We start from the raw sequence: 17,869 nt of genomic DNA, 5'->3' as shown, positions 1-17,869 counted from the left end.
AGGTTGAAATCCCTATGTACCAGGTTGTTGCATCTGATTTAGATGGCACGCTGCTTTCCCCTGACCACACCCTGTCGCCTTACGCGAAAGAGACCTTAAAGCTTCTGACTGCCCGTGGCGTGAACTTTGTGTTTGCCACCGGCCGCCACCACGTAGACGTGGGGCAGATCCGCGATAATCTTGAGATCAAATCGTACATGATCACCTCCAACGGTGCGCGCGTGCATGATACTGACGGTAACCTGATCTTTACCCATAACCTGGATCGCGATATTGCCGCCGATCTCTTCGGCGTGGTGCATAACAACCCGGCTATCATCACCAACGTGTACCGCAACGACGACTGGTTCATGAACCGCCACCGCCCGGATGAAATGCGTTTCTTCAAGGAAGCGGTATTTAACTACTCCCTGTACGAGCCGGGCCTTCTTGAGCCGGAAGGTATCAGTAAGGTGTTCTTCACCTGCGATAGCCATGAAGAACTGCTCCCACTGGAACAGGCGATCAACGCCCGCTGGGGCGATCGCGTCAACGTGAGCTTCTCAACCCTGACCTGTCTGGAAGTGATGGCGGGGGGCGTCTCCAAAGGTCACGCGCTGGAAGCGGTCGCGAAACGTCTGGGTTTCGCGCTGAAAGACTGCATCGCTTTTGGTGACGGCATGAACGACGCTGAAATGCTCTCCATGGCAGGCAAGGGCTGCATCATGCAGAACGCGCATCAGCGTCTGAAAGATCTGCACCCGGAACTGGAAGTGATTGGTTCCAACGCTGACAACGCGGTACCGAAATACCTGCGCAAGCTGTTCCTTGAATAATCTTCATTTGGTTGTTTGTTGACCAGATGTCAACTGAAGAGTCCGCTACAATGCCTGTCCTTCTTTCTGAGAGACAAGCATTGTGGCGCTACTCATTATCACCACTATCCTGTGGGCCTTCTCCTTTAGCCTGATTGGCGAGTACCTTGCCGGTTCGGTCGACAGCTACTTCTCGGTGCTGATGCGCGTGGGGCTGGCGGCGCTGGTATTCCTGCCGTTTCTGCGCACGCGTGGTCAATCCCTGAAAACAATTGTGCTGTACATGCTGGTGGGCGCGATGCAGTTGGGCATCATGTATCTGTTCAGCTTCCGGGCTTACGTCTATTTGTCCGTCTCTGAATTCCTGCTCTTTACCGTGTTGACGCCGCTCTATATTACGTTGATTTACGACCTGCTCAGCAGGCGTCGTCTGCGCTGGGGATACCTGCTAAGCGCGGCGCTGGCGGTGATTGGCGCGGCAATTATTCGCTATGACAAAGTCAGCGATCACTTCTGGACCGGGTTGATGTTCGTCCAGCTCGCCAACATCAGTTTCGCCATCGGCATGGTGGGCTACAAACGCCTGATGGAAACCCGCCCGATGCCTCAGCACAATGCATTTGCGTGGTTCTATATGGGCGCGGCGATTGTCGCGGTATCGGCGTGGTTTCTGCTCGGTAACCCGCAAAAGCTGCCGACCACGTCGGTGCAGTGGGGCGTTCTGGTCTGGCTGGGCGTGGTGGCGTCAGGGCTGGGTTACTTCATGTGGAACTACGGCGCGACGCAGGTCGACGCCGGAACGCTCGGGATCATGAACAACGTGCACGTCCCGGCGGGGCTGCTGGTCAACCTCGCCATCTGGCAGCAGCAACCGCACTGGCCGAGTTTCCTTATTGGGGGAGCGGTGATCCTGGCTTCACTGTGGGTCCATCGCCGCTGGGTCGCTCCGCGCTCCGCACAAACGGAAGATGGTCGCACGCGTGGTTCCGCGCTGAGCGAATAAACGCTTCTGTCACCGGCTGACGCTGCTCGCCATCGCGCACGGCAGCGTACAGACGGCTCCACAGTCCTTCACCCAGGGTTTTGGTCACCACCAGGCCCTGGCGTTCAAAACTCTCCACCACCCAGTGCGGCAGCGCCGCGATGCCCATATTGGCGGCAACCATCTGAATCAACAGCAGGGTGTTATCCACGCTTTTCAGCTGCGGGCTAATGCCTGCCGGCTGCAGGAAATGACGCCAGATATCCAGGCGACTGCGCTGAACCGGATAAATCAGCAGCGTTTCTGTTGCCAGGTCTTCCGGCGTGATGCGCGTTTTAGCCGCCAGCGGATGATCCGGTGCCAGCACCAGGCGCACTTCAAAATCAAACATCGGCGAATAGTGCAGGCCGCTGCGCGGCAGAATGTCGGAGGTCATCACCAGATCCAACTCACCCTGCTGCAGCGAGGGTTGCGGGTCGAACGTCACACCGGATTTAAAATCCATCTCCACCTGCGGCCACTTCTGGCGGAAGTTCTCAAGCGCAGGGGTCAGCCATTGAATACAGCTGTGGCACTCAATGGCGATGCGCAGTTTTGTCTGCTGCGGCTCGTTACAGGACTGTAGCGCGCTGGCGATCTGCGGCAGGACCTGATTCGCCAGTTGAAGAAGAATTTCACCCTGCGGCGTAAAGCGCAGAGGTTGGCTCTTACGCACAAAAAGACGAAATCCGAGGCGTTGTTCCAGATCGCTGAACTGGTGAGAAAGGGCAGACTGGGTCTGGTGCAGCGTGGCCGCAGCCGCCGCGAGCGATCCGCAGTTCCGCAACGCTTGCAGCGTTTTCAGGTGTTTTATCTCGATCATGAAAGTCCTTCACTTCGCCATGAACATTTTGCGCTTGAGGAATATACAGTACCTGCCAATTATAGATGTGTAAACATCTGGACGTCTAAATAGCGAAATTCACAAGGGGCATAACATGACAATCCGCAATCACACTCTCGGTTTCCCTCGCGTTGGCCTGCGTCGCGAGCTGAAAAAAGCGCAAGAAAGCTACTGGGCGGGTAACGCTACCCGTGAAGAACTACTGACCGTGGGGCGCGAGCTGCGCGCCCGTCACTGGGATCAGCAAAAGCAGGCGGGCATTGACCTGCTGCCGGTGGGCGATTTCGCCTGGTACGACCATGTTCTGACGACCAGCCTGCTACTGGGCAACGTGCCGGCTCGTCATCAGAACAAAGATGGATCGGTAGATATCGATACCCTGTTCCGCATCGGCCGTGGTCGTGCGCCAACGGGTGAACCCGCGGCAGCGGCGGAAATGACCAAGTGGTTTAACACCAACTATCACTATATGGTGCCGGAGTTCGTAAAAGGTCAGCAGTTCAAACTGACCTGGACACAGCTTCTGGACGAAGTCGACGAAGCGCTGGCGCTGGGCCACCAGGTAAAACCGGTGCTGCTCGGACCGGTAACCTACCTGTGGCTGGGCAAAGTCAAAGGCGAGCTGTTTGACCGCCTCAGCCTGCTGAAGGACATTCTGCCCGTCTACAAACAGGTACTGATTGAGCTGGGTAAACGCGGCATTCAGTGGGTGCAAATCGACGAACCTGCTTTGGTGCTTGAGCTGCCCCAGGTTTGGCTCGATGCCTTCAAACCGGCGTATGACGCGCTTAACGGGCAGGTGAAGCTGTTGCTGACCACCTATTTCGAGGGCGTGACGCCTAACCTGAGCACGATTGCTGCGCTGCCGGTTCAGGGCCTGCATGTTGACCTGGTTCACGGCAAAGATGACGTGAAGGAACTGCACAAACGTCTGCCCGCAGACTGGCTGCTCTCAGCGGGGCTGGTAAACGGTCGTAACGTCTGGCGTGCCGAACTCACCGAAAAGTATGCTCAAATTAAAGACATTGTCGGTAAACGTGAGCTGTGGGTGGCCTCATCATGTTCACTGCTGCACAGCCCGATCGATCTGAGCGTGGAGACCCGTCTTGACCCGGAAGTGAAAAGCTGGTTTGCCTTCGCCCTGCAAAAATGTGAAGAACTGGCGCTGCTGCGCGACGCGCTGAACAGCGGTGACACGGCGGCGATTACCGAATGGAGCGCCCCGATTCAGGCGCGCCGTCATTCGGCACGCGTGCATAATCCGGCAGTGGAAAAACGTCTGGCGGCCATCACCGCTCAGGACAGCCAGCGCCAGAGTCCGTATGAAGTCCGTGCCGAAGCCCAGCGCGCCCGCTTCAACCTGCCCGCATGGCCAACCACGACGATCGGTTCATTCCCACAAACGACCGAGATCCGCGGCCTGCGTCTCGACTTCAAAAAGGGCAATCTGGATGCGAATCACTACCGTACCGGCATTGCTGAGCACATCAGGCAGGCGATCATCGAGCAGGAGCGTTTAGGTCTGGACGTGCTGGTGCACGGTGAAGCCGAGCGTAACGACATGGTGGAATACTTCGGTGAACACCTGGACGGCTTCGTGTTTACCCAGAATGGCTGGGTGCAGAGCTACGGTTCCCGCTGCGTGAAGCCACCGGTGGTGATCGGTGACGTCAGCCGCCCGGAAGCGATTACGGTGGCGTGGGCGAAGTATGCTCAGTCTCTGACCGACAAGCCGGTAAAAGGCATGCTGACCGGGCCGGTGACCATTCTGTGCTGGTCGTTCCCGCGTGAAGACGTGACCCGTGAAACCATTGCGAAGCAAATCGCGCTGGCGCTGCGTGATGAGGTGGCGGATCTGGAAGCCGCTGGCATTGGCATTATCCAGATTGACGAACCGGCGTTACGAGAAGGTTTGCCGCTGCGCCGCAGCGACTGGGATGAGTATCTGAAGTGGGGCGTGGAAGCCTTCCGCATCAATGCGTCGGTGGCGAAGAACGACACGCAGATCCACACTCATATGTGTTACTGCGAATTTAACGACATTATGGATTCCATTGCCGCGCTGGATGCCGACGTGATCACCATCGAGACCTCGCGTTCAGATATGGAGCTGCTCGAGTCGTTTGAAGAGTTCGACTATCCAAACGAAATCGGACCGGGGGTGTACGACATTCACTCCCCGAACGTGCCGAGCGTGGAGTGGATTGAAGCCCTGCTGAAAAAAGCCGCTCAGCGTATTCCGGCAGAGCGCCTGTGGGTGAACCCGGACTGCGGCCTGAAAACCCGCGGCTGGCCGGAAACCCGCGCAGCGCTCGCCAACATGGTGAAGGCAGCGCAGAATTTGCGTCAGGGGTAAGTCTGCGCATTTCCCGCCGCCTGATACTCTACTCAGGCGGCATTTTCCGTCATTGCAATCCGCTTGCCTGCCGCGTCAAAGAGATGCAGATGAGCCTCCTGCACGGTCAGCGTGATACGTTGCTGCGCAGGCAGACTCAGTTGCTGGAAGGATTTCAGGCACACGGCATGCCCTGCCACGTCCAGCCACACCAGGGTTGAATCTCCCTGCAGTTCGCATAACCGCGTTTTCCCGCTCAGGCTAAAATCCCCCGGCTGCTGATAACCCAGGTGTTCAGGACGGATCGCGACAAATACCGATTCCCCCTCCTGAATGTCTGCGGGCTGACGCGAAAGCGGGAAGACGGTATCAGGGTCGATATGCAATGCCCCCTGCTGCCAGACGGCGGGTAACATATTGATTTTTGGCGTACCGATGAATTCGGCCACGAAGCGGTTCGCCGGGGTGTTGTACAGTTCAAGCGGCGTACCCGTTTGCTCAATATTGCCTTTACACATCACCACGATACGGTCGGCCAGCGTCATCGCCTCGACCTGATCGTGCGTGACGTAAATCATGGTGTTTTTCAGGGTATTATGGAGTTGCTGGATCTCCTGGCGCATTTCAACCCGCAGAGCGGCGTCAAGGTTGGAAAGGGGTTCGTCAAACAGGAACAGCGCGGGCTGCTGGACAATAGAACGACCTATCGCCACGCGCTGGCGCTGGCCGCCGGAGAGGTGTTGCGGAAGCCTGTCGAGCAGCTCGTCCAGCCTGAGCATGTTGGCGGCATGGGTGATGCGCTGCGCAATGTCGGCCTCCGGGGTGCGGATATTGCGTAAGCCAAAGGCGAGGTTCTCCCGTACGGTCATATGCGGATAAAGTGCATAGGACTGGAAAACCATCGACAAGCTCCGCTTGCCCGCCGCCAGGTGGGTGACATCCTCATTGCCCATCATCAGCATGCCACTGTCTGGCGCCTCTAATCCCGCGATTATGCGCAGCAGCGTCGATTTCCCGCACCCGGAGGGGCCCACAAGAACGATAAATTCTCCTGATGCTATCTCCAGTGACAGATCCGCCACGATGACGTTTTTATCGTACTTTTTATGAATATGTCGTAATGAAAGGGCGGTCATAATGTCTCCTGAGCCCCTTGCAGGGCAGAAATCAGCATCAGCACTTCATGAGTTTTATGGACAAGCAGAGCGGTATCTCCCCGCGCTTCAACATTAAGGCGAACCAGCGGCTCGGTGTTTGAGGCGCGGAGGTTAAAACGCCAGTCTGTGAAGGACAGGCTCAGGCCGTCGCAGTTGTCGCGTTCGCATGCGACCGGGGCATAGTGCGCGGCGACGTCATTGAGGAGTGCAGCGGGCTCGTTGACCGTCAGGTTGATTTCGCCAGACACCGGATAGCGGGCCTGTGCGTGACGCATAAGATGAGAGAGCGGCTGCGCGTCTGCACCCAGGATCTGGAGCATCAGGATCAGCGGGATCATGCCGCTATCGCAGTAACCAAAATCGCGAAAATAGTGATGGCCACTCATCTCGCCGCCGTAAATGGCATTTTCCCTTCGCATCCGGGCTTTCAGGAAGGCATGCCCGGTTTTACTCACGATTGCGCTACCGCCGCAACGGGCGACCGTGTCGAGCGTGTTCCAGATTAAGCGGGGATCAAGAATGATGCGGCTGCCGGGATAGCGTCGCAGAAAATGTTCGGCAAACAGCCCCACGAGATAATAGTTCTCAACGTAATCCCCGCGCTCGTCGAAGAAAAAGCAACGATCGAAATCGCCATCCCAGGCGATGCCAGCATCGGCGTGATGTTCGATGACGGCCAGTCGGGTGCTTTGCCGGTTTTCAGGCAGCATCGGGTTAGGTACGCCAGCGGGAAAGCGGCCATCTGGCTGGTGATGAATACGGATAAACTCGACCGGTACACCGGCACGCTTTAAGCCCTCATCAAGCGCATCTAGCGCCGGACCTGCGGTGCCGTGCCCGGCGTTGACCACCAGGCGTAACGTTCGCGTTGGGGACGTAGTGATAAATCGCAGCAGAGCGTTCACCCAGGCCGGGCGATTGTCGAAGGGAAAAATGCCCCCACGACGCACGCAGGGTGGAAAGCGGTTCTGTTCTGCCAGCGCTTTGATCTCCAGCAGACCGTTGTCATTACTGATCGGGCGCGCCTCAAGGCCAACCAGCTTAAAGCCGTTGTAATGGGCGGGATTGTGGCTCGCCGTCACCTGGATCCCTCCGTCTGCCCGCAATTCCCGGGTGGCGAAATAGACCTCTTCCGTACCGGTCATGCCCAGGTCGATAACATCGACGCCGCCTGCGGTAAGCCCGTCGATCAGGGCCGTTTTTAGCGCCTCCGAGCTGAGGCGGACATCAGCGCCTACTACCACGCGCCGGGGATGCAGCCAGACGGCGTACGCCCTTCCGATGCGACGCGCAATGTCAGGGGTGAGATTGACGTCAACTTCGCCACGAATGTCATAGGTTTTAAAGCACGTTAGTTCATCCATAGTTCACTCTTATCTTAAGCAGGGTAATCTTATGCCGTATCACGCTCGATAAGCCGGTGTTCCAGCGCAACGTGGGTGACGGGGCCATTGTTCAGAAGCAGATCAACCGCGATTTCACCTTTACGTTCGGCATCCTGCGCGATGGTGGTAAGTCCAGGCCCGTTATACTGCCGGGCGGTATTGTCGAATCCGGTAATGGCGACCCGGCCAGGTATAGCAAGACGCTGTCGCTGGCAATAATTCACCGCGCCGATGGCAAAACGATCGGATAAGCAGATCAGCGCCGTGATCTCAGAGTGTGCCGTCAGCAATGCTTCCGCTGCCCGTTCGCCGTGTGGCTCATCGTGATGGGTTTCACACAGCCAGCAGTCGCTGAGCGTAATACCGTGCTCTTGAAACGCGTCGCGGCAGGCATTCACGCGGGTCAGCATGAGTTGGTTATCCCCCGTCACGCGGTGCGTCAGAGGCCGCATCCCGCGCGCGTTCGGGTGAGACGGGAAGGCAATAATGCCGAAATGGCGATGACCCTTTTGTATCAGGTAGTGGGTGATATCACGCATGGCGCGTGTGTTATCCACCGACACGCTGCTGAACTGCGGAAGCTGAAAATCGAGCGTCACCACAGGCAGATTGCGGGCCAGGGTTTGTTGAATAATGGCGGCGCTGTTATGCGTGGCGTTGAGAATATACCCGTCCACCAGGGTAGTGAGCGATGAAGGCCCTTTTTGAAGCGGAATCAGCACCAGATTAATATTACGGTCTTCGCAGCGAGTCGCGACGCCGCGCATCAGGCTGACGTCATGCGGATCGATAAAAACATAGCTCATGGTATCGTTAAAAATGACGCCGATCGCCCCGGATTTTCCGGTGCGTAAAGCCCGGGCGAGTTTATCCGGCCCCTGAAATCCAACCTGACGGGCGTGCCCAAGTATCTTTTCACGTAATTCAGCAGACAGCTTTTCGGGATTATTCCACGCGTTAGATACCGTGGTATGTGAAATACCCATCTCCGCTGCCAGCGATTTAATCGTCACGTTTTTATTCTTTCTTTTGCTAAATGAATTAGGCATTTTATATTCACGTAAATTATTTATGAGGCGTAATTAAATAAATAATAGCGGCTGAGTTTATCGTTAAATATAAATAGTTTTGTGATTTGTTTAACGTTAAACATAAAAAAGGGGTGTTAGCTTACGCACCATTCACAGAGTGCAGCAGTGAGCGATTAACACTTATCGACATCAGGGAGATATAACGTGAGAGTTGCAGAAGCAGCAAAATTAATAGCATCGGTAATATTCCTCTTTTTTCTTACCGGTTGCGGGCCTGATGATAAAAAAGAGACACAATCCGGGGCGCGTGAAACAATCAAAATGTGGGTCACACCCACCGTCAATGAAGAAGCTTTCTGGAGTAAAATAGTGGCGGAATGGAATAAAGACCCTGCCCATATGCCCGTCGAATTTACCGCTATTCCTGCCGCAAACAGTTCAGAAGAAGCGATAATGAATGCGCTGGCATCAGGGACTGAACCGGATATTTCAACCAATATATTTATTGGTTTTGCCAGCCAGCTTGTTGATGTCGGGCAGATAGAAGATCTCTCCAGAATGCCGGGTTTTCAGGAAACGATTCAGAAACGGCAAATGGCTTCTCTGCTGTCAGCCTGGGAATTAAACGGCAAACAAACGGTACTGCCGGTATATATCAACCCGATTGTCTGGTGGTGGCGTGGTGATTTACTGAAGCAATACGGTTTTGATCGGGTACCGGTTAGCTACGATGAACTTTACGCGCTGGCGAAGCGTCGGGCGGCGGATAATCACGGCTATGTGATACAGCTTACGGCAGGTAAAAACTGGTGGGAACGCTGGTTCGACTTCATTCCGCTGTTCTACGCCCAGAGCCACGGCAAGCCGTATCTGGTCGACAAAAAACCTGCGCTGACCACGCCTGCTGGTGAGGCCGTGCTGACCTTCATGGGCAACGTTTTTAATAATAAGTGGAGCAGCTACGACTTCACCTCTGCCGAGGATCCGCTCGCAACGGGGCAGGTTATCGCCTCAGCGCGCGGACCGTGGGATTTAGCCCGCTATCGCAAGCAGTATCCGGACATATTAAAAACGATTCAGATCGGTCCGATGCTGACCGAGACGGGCATTGAACACCCCTATACGTTCGGCGACAGCAAAGGTCTGGTGATCTTCAGTTCCAGTAAGCGAAAGGCGCAGGCCTGGCAGTTTATGCAGTGGGTCTTCAGTAACCCTGAACATGACCGGCTGTGGCTTGAGTTGACAGGGATGCCGCCCGCCCGCGCGGATTTAATGAGTAATCCGATCTTTGTCAGTTACTTCAAACAAAATCCGCTAGAGAAACAGATCGCCTCGTGGGTGGACGTCGCGCTTCCTCCTGCGGCAACAAACCAGACGACAGAAATACAGCGCAGCATGACGCAGATGCTTGAGCGCGTGATATTCAAAACCAGTACGCCTGCCGACGCGCTGAAACAATCTCAGCAGGAAATCAGCGCCCTCGCGGGCCAGTAGGGGGCATGATGGCTGGATATGAATCCCGAACCGGAGGCCTGCTGGCCTCCACCTGGATTGGCTATTCGCTGCTATTCTGGTTCTACCCCCTTGCCTGGCTGGTGGTGCTAAGCGTGACCCGCTGGCAGTTTATCGGCGTGCCGCAATTTACCGGTTTGCAGAATATTATTGGCGTACTGCACGATGCATTATTCTGGACATCCATGTGGAACATTTGCCGCTTTTTAATGTGGTATGTCCCGATCGTGTTTATTACCGCGCTGCTTTTTGCTGCCGGATTACGCAGAATTAACTACGGCCGGGGGTTTATCGCCTTAAGCTTTTTACTGGCAAATATCTCGTCAGGGGTGGCGTACTCAATTGTCTTTTCCCGTCTTTTTAATGAGTATGGCCCGGTTAACCGCTTATTGTCTGCGTGGTTTGGGATTTCCGTGCCGTGGTTTACCAACCCTGACTGCGCCATGCTATCCATTGCGCTTATCGTGACCTGGAAATTTGTCGGTTATTACGGATTAATTCTCTATTCCGGCATGCAGGCTATTCCATCGGATATTTATAGTGCGGCTATTCTCGATAAAACCGGGCGTTTTCAGAAAGGTTGGGCAATAACGCTGCCGATGATGAATCCGCAAATTGTGATGGTGATGGTGCTGGCTATTACGGTGGCATTCAGTATTTTTACAGAGCCCTATTTAATTACCGGTGGTGGGCCACTAAACAGTACTACCAGTCCCATGGTGGTCATGTACGAAGCCGCGTTTCAAAATATGAAACCTACCTGGGCTGCTGCCATGTCGATTATCGTCGCTGCCTGCAGTTTCCTGATGATCTGGCTATTTCGTCGGTTATTCGAAAAACACATTGAGATTGTATGAATGAAAAAACTCACGCCCCTGAGCCTGCTAATTCATGCGCTGATGTTTATTCTGGCGTTAAGCTGGCTCTATCCGTTTGTCTGGATGGTCGTGTCATCCCTGAAGCCTACAGCACAGATTTATACCACGGATCTCTTTTCGGGCACGCTGACGCTCGAAAATTACACTTTCCTTTTCGATAACAGCAACCGGGCCGATAAGCCGTTTCTGCGCACGCTGTTTAACTCGCTTTTCGTCTCTGTCACCGTGACCGCGAGCGTGACCGTCACCTCCATGCTGGTGGGGTATGCGCTGGCAAAAACGGAATTCTGGGGCAAAAACGCTTTCCGTAATCTGTTGATTGTGCAGATGGTTTTCCCGGTTTTCATGTTCATCATTCCACAGTTTGTGCTGATGCGTGAGCTCGGGCTGATCAACCGTTACAGCGCCATGATCCTGCCTTATGCAATGAGCGCCTGGGGGATCTTTATGGTGTCTCAGAGCTTCAAGGGTACGCCCAACGATTACCTGTACGCCGCGCGTCTGGATCATGCCAGCCTGTGGGCCATTCTGCGGCACGTCATGATGCCGCTGAACAAGTCCATTCTGGCGATCGTGGCGCTATTTACCTTCTCAAGTTCGTGGGACAACTTCCTCTGGCCGCTGATTGTCATGCGCGATGCCGACAAAATGCCGTTTTCGGTGCTGCTGGCCACCTTCAGTAAATCCTACGGCGTTTATCTGGGGCCAGTGATGGCGGGAGCCGTGGTGCAAATGCTGCCGGTCATCGTGTTGTTTATCCTGTTCCGGAAATATTTCCTGCAGGGCATGTCGTTATCACTGAAATAAGGAATGTACGGTGAACAATCAACCCTGGTGGCAGGCCTGTACCTGTTACCAAATTTATCTGCCGTCGTTTTGCGATGGTAACGGTGACGGGCTGGGGGATTTCCCCGGCCTGCTCTCAAAAGTGGATTACCTGAGTGCGTTAGGCATCGGTGCCATCTGGATCACGCCGTTTTACCCCTCTCCTCTGGTGGATAACGGGTATGACATTAGTGATTACTGCGCCGTCGACCCACGATTCGGCACGCTGACCGATTTTCGCGACGTCGTTCATCGCTGCCATGAAAAGGGGATCCGGGTCATTATCGATCTGGTGCTTAATCATGTCTCTTCGCTGCATCCGTGGTTTCAGGATGCCTGGAATAATCCCGCGAGCCGCTATCGGGACTATTTTCTTTTCAGCGCGCACCCTAACAACTGGGAGTCATTTTTTTCCGGCAGCGCCTGGAGCCCGGAGCCGGACACCGGCGAGTTTTACTACCATAAATTCACGCCTGAGCAGGTCGATCTTAACTGGGCGAACCCCGCGGTAGAGCAGGAAATGCTTCAGGTCATTGATTTCTGGCAGGCACAGGGCGTGGATGGCTTCCGCTTCGACGTGATTAATTTCCTCAGCACGCGCGGCATCGGGCCTGACAATCCGGAGAAAGCGGGAGTACAGCAGCATGAGCATGACGTGAATCAGCCGGGGCTCATCGGCACGCTGCAGCGCGTATGCCAACATGCCAGGCAGCAAGGGGATGTTTTCCTGATCGGCGAAATCGGCAGCGAGGAGAGGGAGACCCTGGCCCGTTATCAGGCCCCGTCGCTGATGGACGTGGTCTTTAACTTCAATATTGGCAGCCAGAAAACCTTCGATGCGGCACGCCTGTGCGACGAGATTAACGCCACGCTGGCGCTGCAGTCTGGCCTGCCGACGCTATTCTTTTCCAGCCACGATATGCCGCGCATGATTAGCCGCTTTGGTGAAGGCCCGCATGACGCCGCCCGGGCGTTGGCCGTTCTGGCGCTACAGCTGACCGTGCGCGGCGTACCGTTTATTTTTCAGGGTGACGAGTTGGGGATGCCCGACTATGTGCCTCAGACGGTCGGGCAGATTTTTGATATTCAGGGAAAAACCTTCTACGACACGGCCATGCGGCAGGGTTGCAGTGCCGCCGACGCGCTGGCGCAGGCCATTGAACATTCACGGGATGGTTCCCGCGCCCCCTTCCTCTGGTGCGACGCCCCGTTTGCGGGCTTTTCCACCTCCACGCCGTGGATGCCCGTCAGCCAGGACTATCCCTTGCTCAATGCCGAACATCAGATATCGACGCCCGGTTCGTTGTGGCGTCAGTACCAGACCTTCATTGCGCTTCGGGCCGCCATCGGGGCGCTACAGCATGGGGAGTGTAGCCCGCTGAAACGCCATAAGGCGTGCGTCTGGTTTACCCGAACAACGACGCAGGAACAGGTCTGGGTGGCTGTGAATTTTGGCCAGCCGGTACAAAACCCATTGTGGGCCATTGAAGCGGATGTCCTGTACGGCCAAAACGCGCAGCAGCTGGACAAAAATCAAATTCTGATAAAAAGGAGTGTATATGAACAGACACGGTAAGAATCCGTTGATCACCCCCAGCGACGTGGTGCCTTCTCTGCCAGGACGGAAAGTGGAGTGCGTCTTTAACGCCGGGGTAACGGAGTATCATGGGGAGATTATCCTGCTGCTTCGGGTTGCCGAGAGCGTGATAAATGATGACCCACAGAAGATCGTCGTTCCGCTTCTGGTGCAGCAGTCCGGCGGCTGGCAGGCGGCAACAAAAACGTTCGACCGCAACGACCCGCGCTATGATTTTAGCGACCCGCGTACCATTGTGCTGAAAAGCGACCCGGCTCAGGTCTGGCTGACGTCAATGTCCCACCTGCGCCTGGCGCGAAGCCAGGACGGTGTAAATTTCACCATCGATCAACAGCCGTTTATTACCGCCGACAGCCGCTATGAGGAATTTGGCTGTGAAGATGCGCGTATCACCCTGATTGACGATGTCTGGTACATCAATTTCTCCGCCGTGTCATCGCTGGGTATCTCCACCGCGCTGGCGACCACCGTTGATTTTATCTCCGTCGACAAGAAAGGGCTGATTTTCTGCCCTGATAACCGCGACGTCTGTTTCTTCCCGGAGAAGGTTGGCGGATCCTTCCGGGCGCTTACCCGGCCCGCGCCCTGCCATTTCGGCCACCCGGAAATCTGGATCTGCGAATCGCCCGATATGCTGCACTGGGGAAACCACCGGCATCTGCTGGGACGCTCGGGAGACGAATGGGATGCGCTGAAGTCGGGTGGCGGCGCGCCGCTGATTAAGACCGCGCGCGGCTGGCTGGAGATTTATCACGGCGTTGACGCTAGCCAGCGTTATTGCCTGGGCGCTCTGCTTCTGGATCTTAATGATCCACTCACCCTCATCGCCAAATCTTCCGTACCGCTGCTGGAGCCGAGCGCGCCCTATGAGCGTGAAGGCTTTTTCGGTAACGTCGTCTTTACCTGCGGGGCGCTGGTGCGTAATGACACGTTGCATATCTGGTATGGTGCGGCGGATGAGCGTATCGCCCTGGCCACGCTGCCGATGGACGAGCTGTGGAAACATCTGGGCCTGGAGTAAGCCCTGACGCAGCCCCGGCGAAAGCCGGGGCTGCGAAGTGTTTATTTCTTCCCGCCGTACTGGCTAAACCACGCCAGCATTCTCTGCCAGCCATCTTTCGCCGATTCCGCGTGATAACTCGGACGGTAATCTGCGTTAAACGCATGTCCGGCATCCGGATACACCACAATCTCCGCATTGGCATTGGCTGCCCGTAGCGCATGGCGCATGGTTTCTACCGAATCAAGCGAAATACCGGTGTCCTGGCCGCCATACAGACCCAGCACCGGGGCATTGAGCTCAGTGGCGATGTCCACCGGATGTTTTGGCGAATTCAGCGTTTTCTCGCCCACCAGTTTGCCATACCAGGCGACAGCCGCTTTGAGCTGCGGATTGTGTGCGGCATACAGCCAGCTAATGCGTCCGCCCCAGCAGAAGCCGGTGACCATCAGACGGTGCGGGTCGCCGCCGTTACGCGCCGCCCAGCTGGCAACGTGGTCGAGATCGGCCAGCACCTGCGCGTCCGGGACTTTGCTGACCAGATTGCTGAACAGCGTTGGAATATCGCTATAGTCGTTCGGATCGCCCTGACGGAAGTAGAGTTCTGGCGCAACGGCCAGATATCCTTCAAGTGCCAGGCGACGGCAGAGGTCGCGAATATGTTCGTGAACCCCAAAAATCTCCTGAACCACAATCACGATGGGCAGCGGACCGTCTGCCGATTTTGGTCGTGCGTGCCAGGCAGGCATATTCTCCCCCTGAGAGGGAATGGAGGTCTCTCCCGCCGTAATGGCCTCTTCTGAGGTTGAAACGATGGTTGAAGCAAGCGGGGCTGCAGCAGGTGCAAAACCGGTTTTTTCAGTCATGGCATTCTCCGTACCAATGAGTTAGCGCAAAGGTAAATATAGACACCAGGTTAACAACTCACAGTGCCTTAAACGGTCTATCTTTTGTGCAGCACCTGACGATATAACTTGTTAATGTGATGTAAATCACTTTTTGATGGAAATTCACTGCAATCATTTTCATTCATGGTGAGATGCATCACGAAATTATGCTTACTGCTTCTGTAAAGTACCGTTTTACTTCTTCTGACTAACCGACCCACAGAGGAGTCACCTATGTCTAAGTCTGATGTTTTTCATCTCGGCCTCACTAAAAATGATTTACAAGGGGCTACGCTCGCTATCGTCCCTGGCGACCCTGAGCGTGTGGAAAAGATCGCCGCGCTGATGGATAAGCCGGTCAAACTGGCTGCCCATCGTGAATTCACCACCTGGCGTGCAGAGCTGGATGGCAAAGCGGTGATTGTGTGCTCCACCGGTATCGGCGGTCCGTCTACCTCTATTGCTGTTGAAGAGCTGGCGCAGCTGGGCATTCGTACTTTCCTGCGTATCGGCACGACCGGCGCGATTCAGCCGCACATCAACGTGGGCGACGTACTGGTGACGACGGCATCCGTTCGTCTGGACGGGGCAAGCCTGCACTTTGCGCCTATGGAATTCCCGGCAGTGGCTGACTTCGAATGCACCACGGCGCTGGTTGAAGCCGCGAAGTCCGTGGGCGCGACCACCCACGTTGGCGTAACCGCTTCTTCCGACACCTTCTACCCGGGCCAGGAGCGCTACGACACCTTCTCTGGCCGCGTTGTGAGCCGTTTCAAAGGCTCAATGGAAGAGTGGCAGTCCATGGGCGTAATGAACTACGAAATGGAATCCGCGACGCTGCTGACCATGTGTGCAAGCCAGGGTCTGCGTGCCGGTATGGTGGCGGGCGTTATCGTCAACCGTACTCAGCAGGAGATCCCGAACGCCGAAACCATGAAGCAGACCGAAAGTCATGCTGTGAAAATTGTGGTGGAAGCAGCTCGTCGCCTGATCTAGCCCTCTCTTCTCAAATCAAAGGCCGACGCGTTCGGCCTTTATTTTTTGCGTAGCGCCTCGCAGGAAAACCCTTTCAAACTGGACGTTTATACAGCACAATTCTATTTTGTGCGGGTAATACGTTGATGCAGGGGGCATTGTGGATATCTCAATCCTGATTTATGCGGTGATTGCGCTGGCGGGCGTTGCGATAGGCTGGCTGATTTCCAGCTACCAGCATGCGCAGCAGAAGGCCGATCAGCTGGCGGAGCGCGAAGAGATCGTCGCCGAGCTCAGCGCGGTAAAGCAACAGCTTGCGCTAAGTGACCACTGGCGCGACGAGTGCGAGCTGCTCAATAACGAACTGCGCAACCTGCGTGATATCAACACGTCGCTGGAGGCCGATCTCCGCGAAGTGACTACCCGCCTCGAATCCACGCAGCTGCATGCGGAAGACAAAATCCGTCAGATGATTAACAGCGAGCAGCGCCTCAGCGAGCAGTTTGAGAATCTCGCCAACCGCATTTTCGAACACAGCAACCGCCGCGTTGACGAACAGAATCGCCAGAGTCTGAACAGCCTGCTGACGCCGCTGCGTGAACAGCTGGACGGTTTTCGCCGTCAGGTGCAGGACAGCTTTGGACAGGAAGCCCGCGAGCGGCACACGCTGGCGCACGAGATTCGTAATCTTCAGCAGTTGAATGCGCAAATGGCGCAGGAGGCGGTCAACCTCACTCGGGCGCTGAAAGGGGATAACAAAACCCAGGGTAACTGGGGAGAAGTGGTGCTCACCCGCGTGCTGGAGGCCTCTGGCCTGCGCGAGGGGTATGAATACGAAACGCAGGTGAGTATCGAAAACGATGCCCGCTCGCGGATGCAGCCGGACGTCATTGTGCGTCTGCCGCAGGGTAAAGATGTGGTGATCGACGCCAAAATGACGCTGGTGGCGTATGAGCGTTACTTTAATGCGGAAGACGACTACACGCGCGAGTCGGCGCTGCAGGAGCATATTGCCTCCGTGCGTAACCATATCCGACTGCTGGGCAGAAAAGATTATCAGCAGCTTCCGGGGCTGCGCTCGCTGGACTATGTGCTGATGTTTATTCCGGTCGAACCGGCGTTCCTGCTGGCCCTCGACAGACAGCCCGAACTGATCACCGAAGCGCTCAAAAATAATATTATGCTGGTGAGCCCCACCACCCTGCTGGTGGCATTACGTACCATTGCTAACCTGTGGCGCTATGAGCACCAGAGCCGCAATGCACAGAAGATTGCCGAGCGTGCCAGCAAGCTGTACGACAAAATGCGCCTCTTCGTGGACGATATGTCCTCGGTCGGGCAAAGCCTGGACCGTGCGCAGGATAACTACCGTCAGGCGATGAAAAAACTCGCCTCCGGGCGGGGCAACCTGCTTGCTCAGGCTGAAGCATTCCGCGGCCTGGGGGTGGAGGTCAAACGCGAGATTAATCCGGAACTGGTGGAGCAGGCCACGGCGCAAGACGAAGAGTTCCGTCTGCGTGAAGGCGCAGATGAACAAAAGACACCCAGCGAAGACAACGAGTTAACGACGGATTTATCGTCTGACGAGCCGCCGACACGTTTCTATCACGGCGGTTGAATCGTAGGGC

Annotated in this window: 15 protein-coding genes; 10 read left to right on the top strand and 5 right to left on the bottom strand. The window is 55.7% G+C overall.

Annotation, left to right across the window (positions count from 1 at the left end):
- The first annotated feature begins 14 nt into the window (after positions 1–14).
- Together yigL and ACOTY9_RS21010 are read left to right on the top strand one after the other, a co-directional pair.
- Positions 15–815 (top strand): sugar/pyridoxal phosphate phosphatase YigL, encoded by an 801-nt coding sequence (gene yigL, locus ACOTY9_RS21015; RefSeq protein ID WP_023331564.1) that lies wholly within the window; start codon positions 15–17, stop codon positions 813–815.
- Positions 816–897: 82 nt separating this feature from the next.
- Positions 898–1,797 carry a carboxylate/amino acid/amine transporter gene (locus tag ACOTY9_RS21010; protein WP_014885636.1) on the top strand — a complete coding sequence of 300 codons (900 nt, stop codon included), beginning with the start codon at positions 898–900 and terminating at the stop codon, positions 1,795–1,797.
- Here the strand turns inward: ACOTY9_RS21010 and metR are convergent.
- Positions 1,685–2,638 (bottom strand): HTH-type transcriptional regulator MetR, encoded by a 954-nt coding sequence (metR, locus tag ACOTY9_RS21005; protein ID WP_023331563.1) that lies wholly within the window; start codon positions 2,636–2,638, stop codon positions 1,685–1,687. The two genes, ACOTY9_RS21010 and metR, sit on opposite strands and share 113 nt — an antisense overlap.
- Before the next feature lie 115 nt (positions 2,639–2,753).
- Between metR and metE the strand changes: the two genes are divergently transcribed.
- The gene (gene metE / locus ACOTY9_RS21000) at positions 2,754–5,015 is read left to right on the top strand and encodes a 5-methyltetrahydropteroyltriglutamate--homocysteine S-methyltransferase (RefSeq protein ID WP_348566101.1); all 2,262 of its coding nucleotides are present in this window, start codon (positions 2,754–2,756) and stop codon (positions 5,013–5,015) included.
- Between the two features lie 32 nt (positions 5,016–5,047).
- Here the strand turns inward: metE and ACOTY9_RS20995 are convergent, their stop codons facing one another.
- The 3 genes from ACOTY9_RS20995 to ACOTY9_RS20985 are packed head-to-tail and all read right to left on the bottom strand — an operon-like array spanning position 5,048 to position 8,585.
- Entirely contained in the window at positions 5,048–6,130 is a 1,083-nt protein-coding gene (locus tag ACOTY9_RS20995; protein WP_348566102.1) for a sn-glycerol-3-phosphate ABC transporter ATP-binding protein UgpC, read from the bottom strand.
- The gene (locus ACOTY9_RS20990; protein WP_282376789.1) at positions 6,127–7,515 is read right to left on the bottom strand and encodes a phosphomannomutase CpsG; all 1,389 of its coding nucleotides are present in this window, start codon (positions 7,513–7,515) and stop codon (positions 6,127–6,129) included. The genes ACOTY9_RS20995 and ACOTY9_RS20990 overlap by 4 nt, the downstream gene beginning before the upstream one ends.
- Before the next feature lie 29 nt (positions 7,516–7,544).
- The gene (locus tag ACOTY9_RS20985; RefSeq protein ID WP_348566103.1) at positions 7,545–8,585 is read right to left on the bottom strand and encodes a LacI family DNA-binding transcriptional regulator; all 1,041 of its coding nucleotides are present in this window, start codon (positions 8,583–8,585) and stop codon (positions 7,545–7,547) included.
- Between the two features lie 186 nt (positions 8,586–8,771).
- Between ACOTY9_RS20985 and ACOTY9_RS20980 the strand changes: the two genes are divergently transcribed.
- Genes ACOTY9_RS20980 through ACOTY9_RS20960 form a run of 5 tightly spaced genes read left to right on the top strand, consistent with a single transcriptional unit; the run spans position 8,772 to position 14,400 of the window.
- The gene (locus ACOTY9_RS20980; RefSeq protein WP_023331558.1) at positions 8,772–10,061 is read left to right on the top strand and encodes an ABC transporter substrate-binding protein; all 1,290 of its coding nucleotides are present in this window, start codon (positions 8,772–8,774) and stop codon (positions 10,059–10,061) included.
- An 8-nt stretch (positions 10,062–10,069) separates the two neighbouring features.
- A complete protein-coding gene (locus tag ACOTY9_RS20975) occupies positions 10,070–10,936 on the top strand; it encodes a carbohydrate ABC transporter permease (protein ID WP_080463683.1) in 867 nt (288 codons plus the stop codon).
- Positions 10,937–11,764: a carbohydrate ABC transporter permease gene (locus ACOTY9_RS20970; protein WP_014885628.1), complete on the top strand. Its 828-nt coding sequence runs from the start codon at positions 10,937–10,939 to the stop codon at positions 11,762–11,764. It abuts the gene before it with no gap.
- Between the two features lie 10 nt (positions 11,765–11,774).
- Positions 11,775–13,358 carry an alpha-amylase family glycosyl hydrolase gene (locus ACOTY9_RS20965; protein ID WP_348566104.1) on the top strand — a complete coding sequence of 528 codons (1,584 nt, stop codon included), beginning with the start codon at positions 11,775–11,777 and terminating at the stop codon, positions 13,356–13,358.
- Complete coding sequence (locus ACOTY9_RS20960) at positions 13,342–14,400, top strand: glycoside hydrolase family 130 protein (protein ID WP_348566105.1); 1,059 nt, start codon at positions 13,342–13,344, stop codon at positions 14,398–14,400. The genes ACOTY9_RS20965 and ACOTY9_RS20960 overlap by 17 nt, the downstream gene beginning before the upstream one ends.
- A 41-nt stretch (positions 14,401–14,441) precedes the next feature.
- Here the strand turns inward: ACOTY9_RS20960 and ACOTY9_RS20955 are convergent, their stop codons facing one another.
- The gene (locus tag ACOTY9_RS20955) at positions 14,442–15,245 is read right to left on the bottom strand and encodes a dienelactone hydrolase family protein (protein WP_014885625.1); all 804 of its coding nucleotides are present in this window, start codon (positions 15,243–15,245) and stop codon (positions 14,442–14,444) included.
- Positions 15,246–15,500: 255 nt separating this feature from the next.
- Between ACOTY9_RS20955 and udp the strand changes: the two genes are divergently transcribed.
- Positions 15,501–16,262: a uridine phosphorylase gene (udp, locus tag ACOTY9_RS20950; protein ID WP_003860792.1), complete on the top strand. Its 762-nt coding sequence runs from the start codon at positions 15,501–15,503 to the stop codon at positions 16,260–16,262.
- Between the two features lie 139 nt (positions 16,263–16,401).
- Positions 16,402–17,859 carry a DNA recombination protein RmuC gene (gene rmuC / locus ACOTY9_RS20945; RefSeq protein ID WP_014885624.1) on the top strand — a complete coding sequence of 486 codons (1,458 nt, stop codon included), beginning with the start codon at positions 16,402–16,404 and terminating at the stop codon, positions 17,857–17,859.
- The last annotated feature ends 10 nt before the right edge of the window (positions 17,860–17,869 follow it).

The sequence above is a fragment of the Enterobacter cloacae complex sp. SHL012 genome (assembly GCF_049237505.1).
Classification (GTDB): Bacteria; Pseudomonadota; Gammaproteobacteria; order Enterobacterales; family Enterobacteriaceae; genus Enterobacter; species Enterobacter kobei.
Note: the sequence above shows the minus strand (reverse complement) of the source record. Positions and strands in the feature narration are given on the sequence as shown.

What these genes read in the sequence shown, in the direction of transcription:
- yigL (WP_023331564.1), top strand. Translation starts at nt 15, where the DNA reads ATGTACCAGGTTGTTGCATCTGATTTAGATGGCACGCTGCTTTCCCCT.
- metR (WP_023331563.1), bottom strand. Translation starts at nt 2,638, where the DNA reads ATGATCGAGATAAAACACCTGAAAACGCTGCAAGCGTTGCGGAACTGC.
- metE (WP_348566101.1), top strand. Translation starts at nt 2,754, where the DNA reads ATGACAATCCGCAATCACACTCTCGGTTTCCCTCGCGTTGGCCTGCGT.
- ACOTY9_RS20995 (WP_348566102.1), bottom strand. Translation starts at nt 6,130, where the DNA reads ATGACCGCCCTTTCATTACGACATATTCATAAAAAGTACGATAAAAAC.
- ACOTY9_RS20990 (WP_282376789.1), bottom strand. Translation starts at nt 7,515, where the DNA reads ATGGATGAACTAACGTGCTTTAAAACCTATGACATTCGTGGCGAAGTT.
- ACOTY9_RS20985 (WP_348566103.1), bottom strand. Translation starts at nt 8,585, where the DNA reads ATGCCTAATTCATTTAGCAAAAGAAAGAATAAAAACGTGACGATTAAA.
- ACOTY9_RS20975 (WP_080463683.1), top strand. Translation starts at nt 10,070, where the DNA reads ATGGCTGGATATGAATCCCGAACCGGAGGCCTGCTGGCCTCCACCTGG.
- ACOTY9_RS20970 (WP_014885628.1), top strand. Translation starts at nt 10,937, where the DNA reads ATGAAAAAACTCACGCCCCTGAGCCTGCTAATTCATGCGCTGATGTTT.
- ACOTY9_RS20960 (WP_348566105.1), top strand. Translation starts at nt 13,342, where the DNA reads ATGAACAGACACGGTAAGAATCCGTTGATCACCCCCAGCGACGTGGTG.
- ACOTY9_RS20955 (WP_014885625.1), bottom strand. Translation starts at nt 15,245, where the DNA reads ATGACTGAAAAAACCGGTTTTGCACCTGCTGCAGCCCCGCTTGCTTCA.
- udp (WP_003860792.1), top strand. Translation starts at nt 15,501, where the DNA reads ATGTCTAAGTCTGATGTTTTTCATCTCGGCCTCACTAAAAATGATTTA.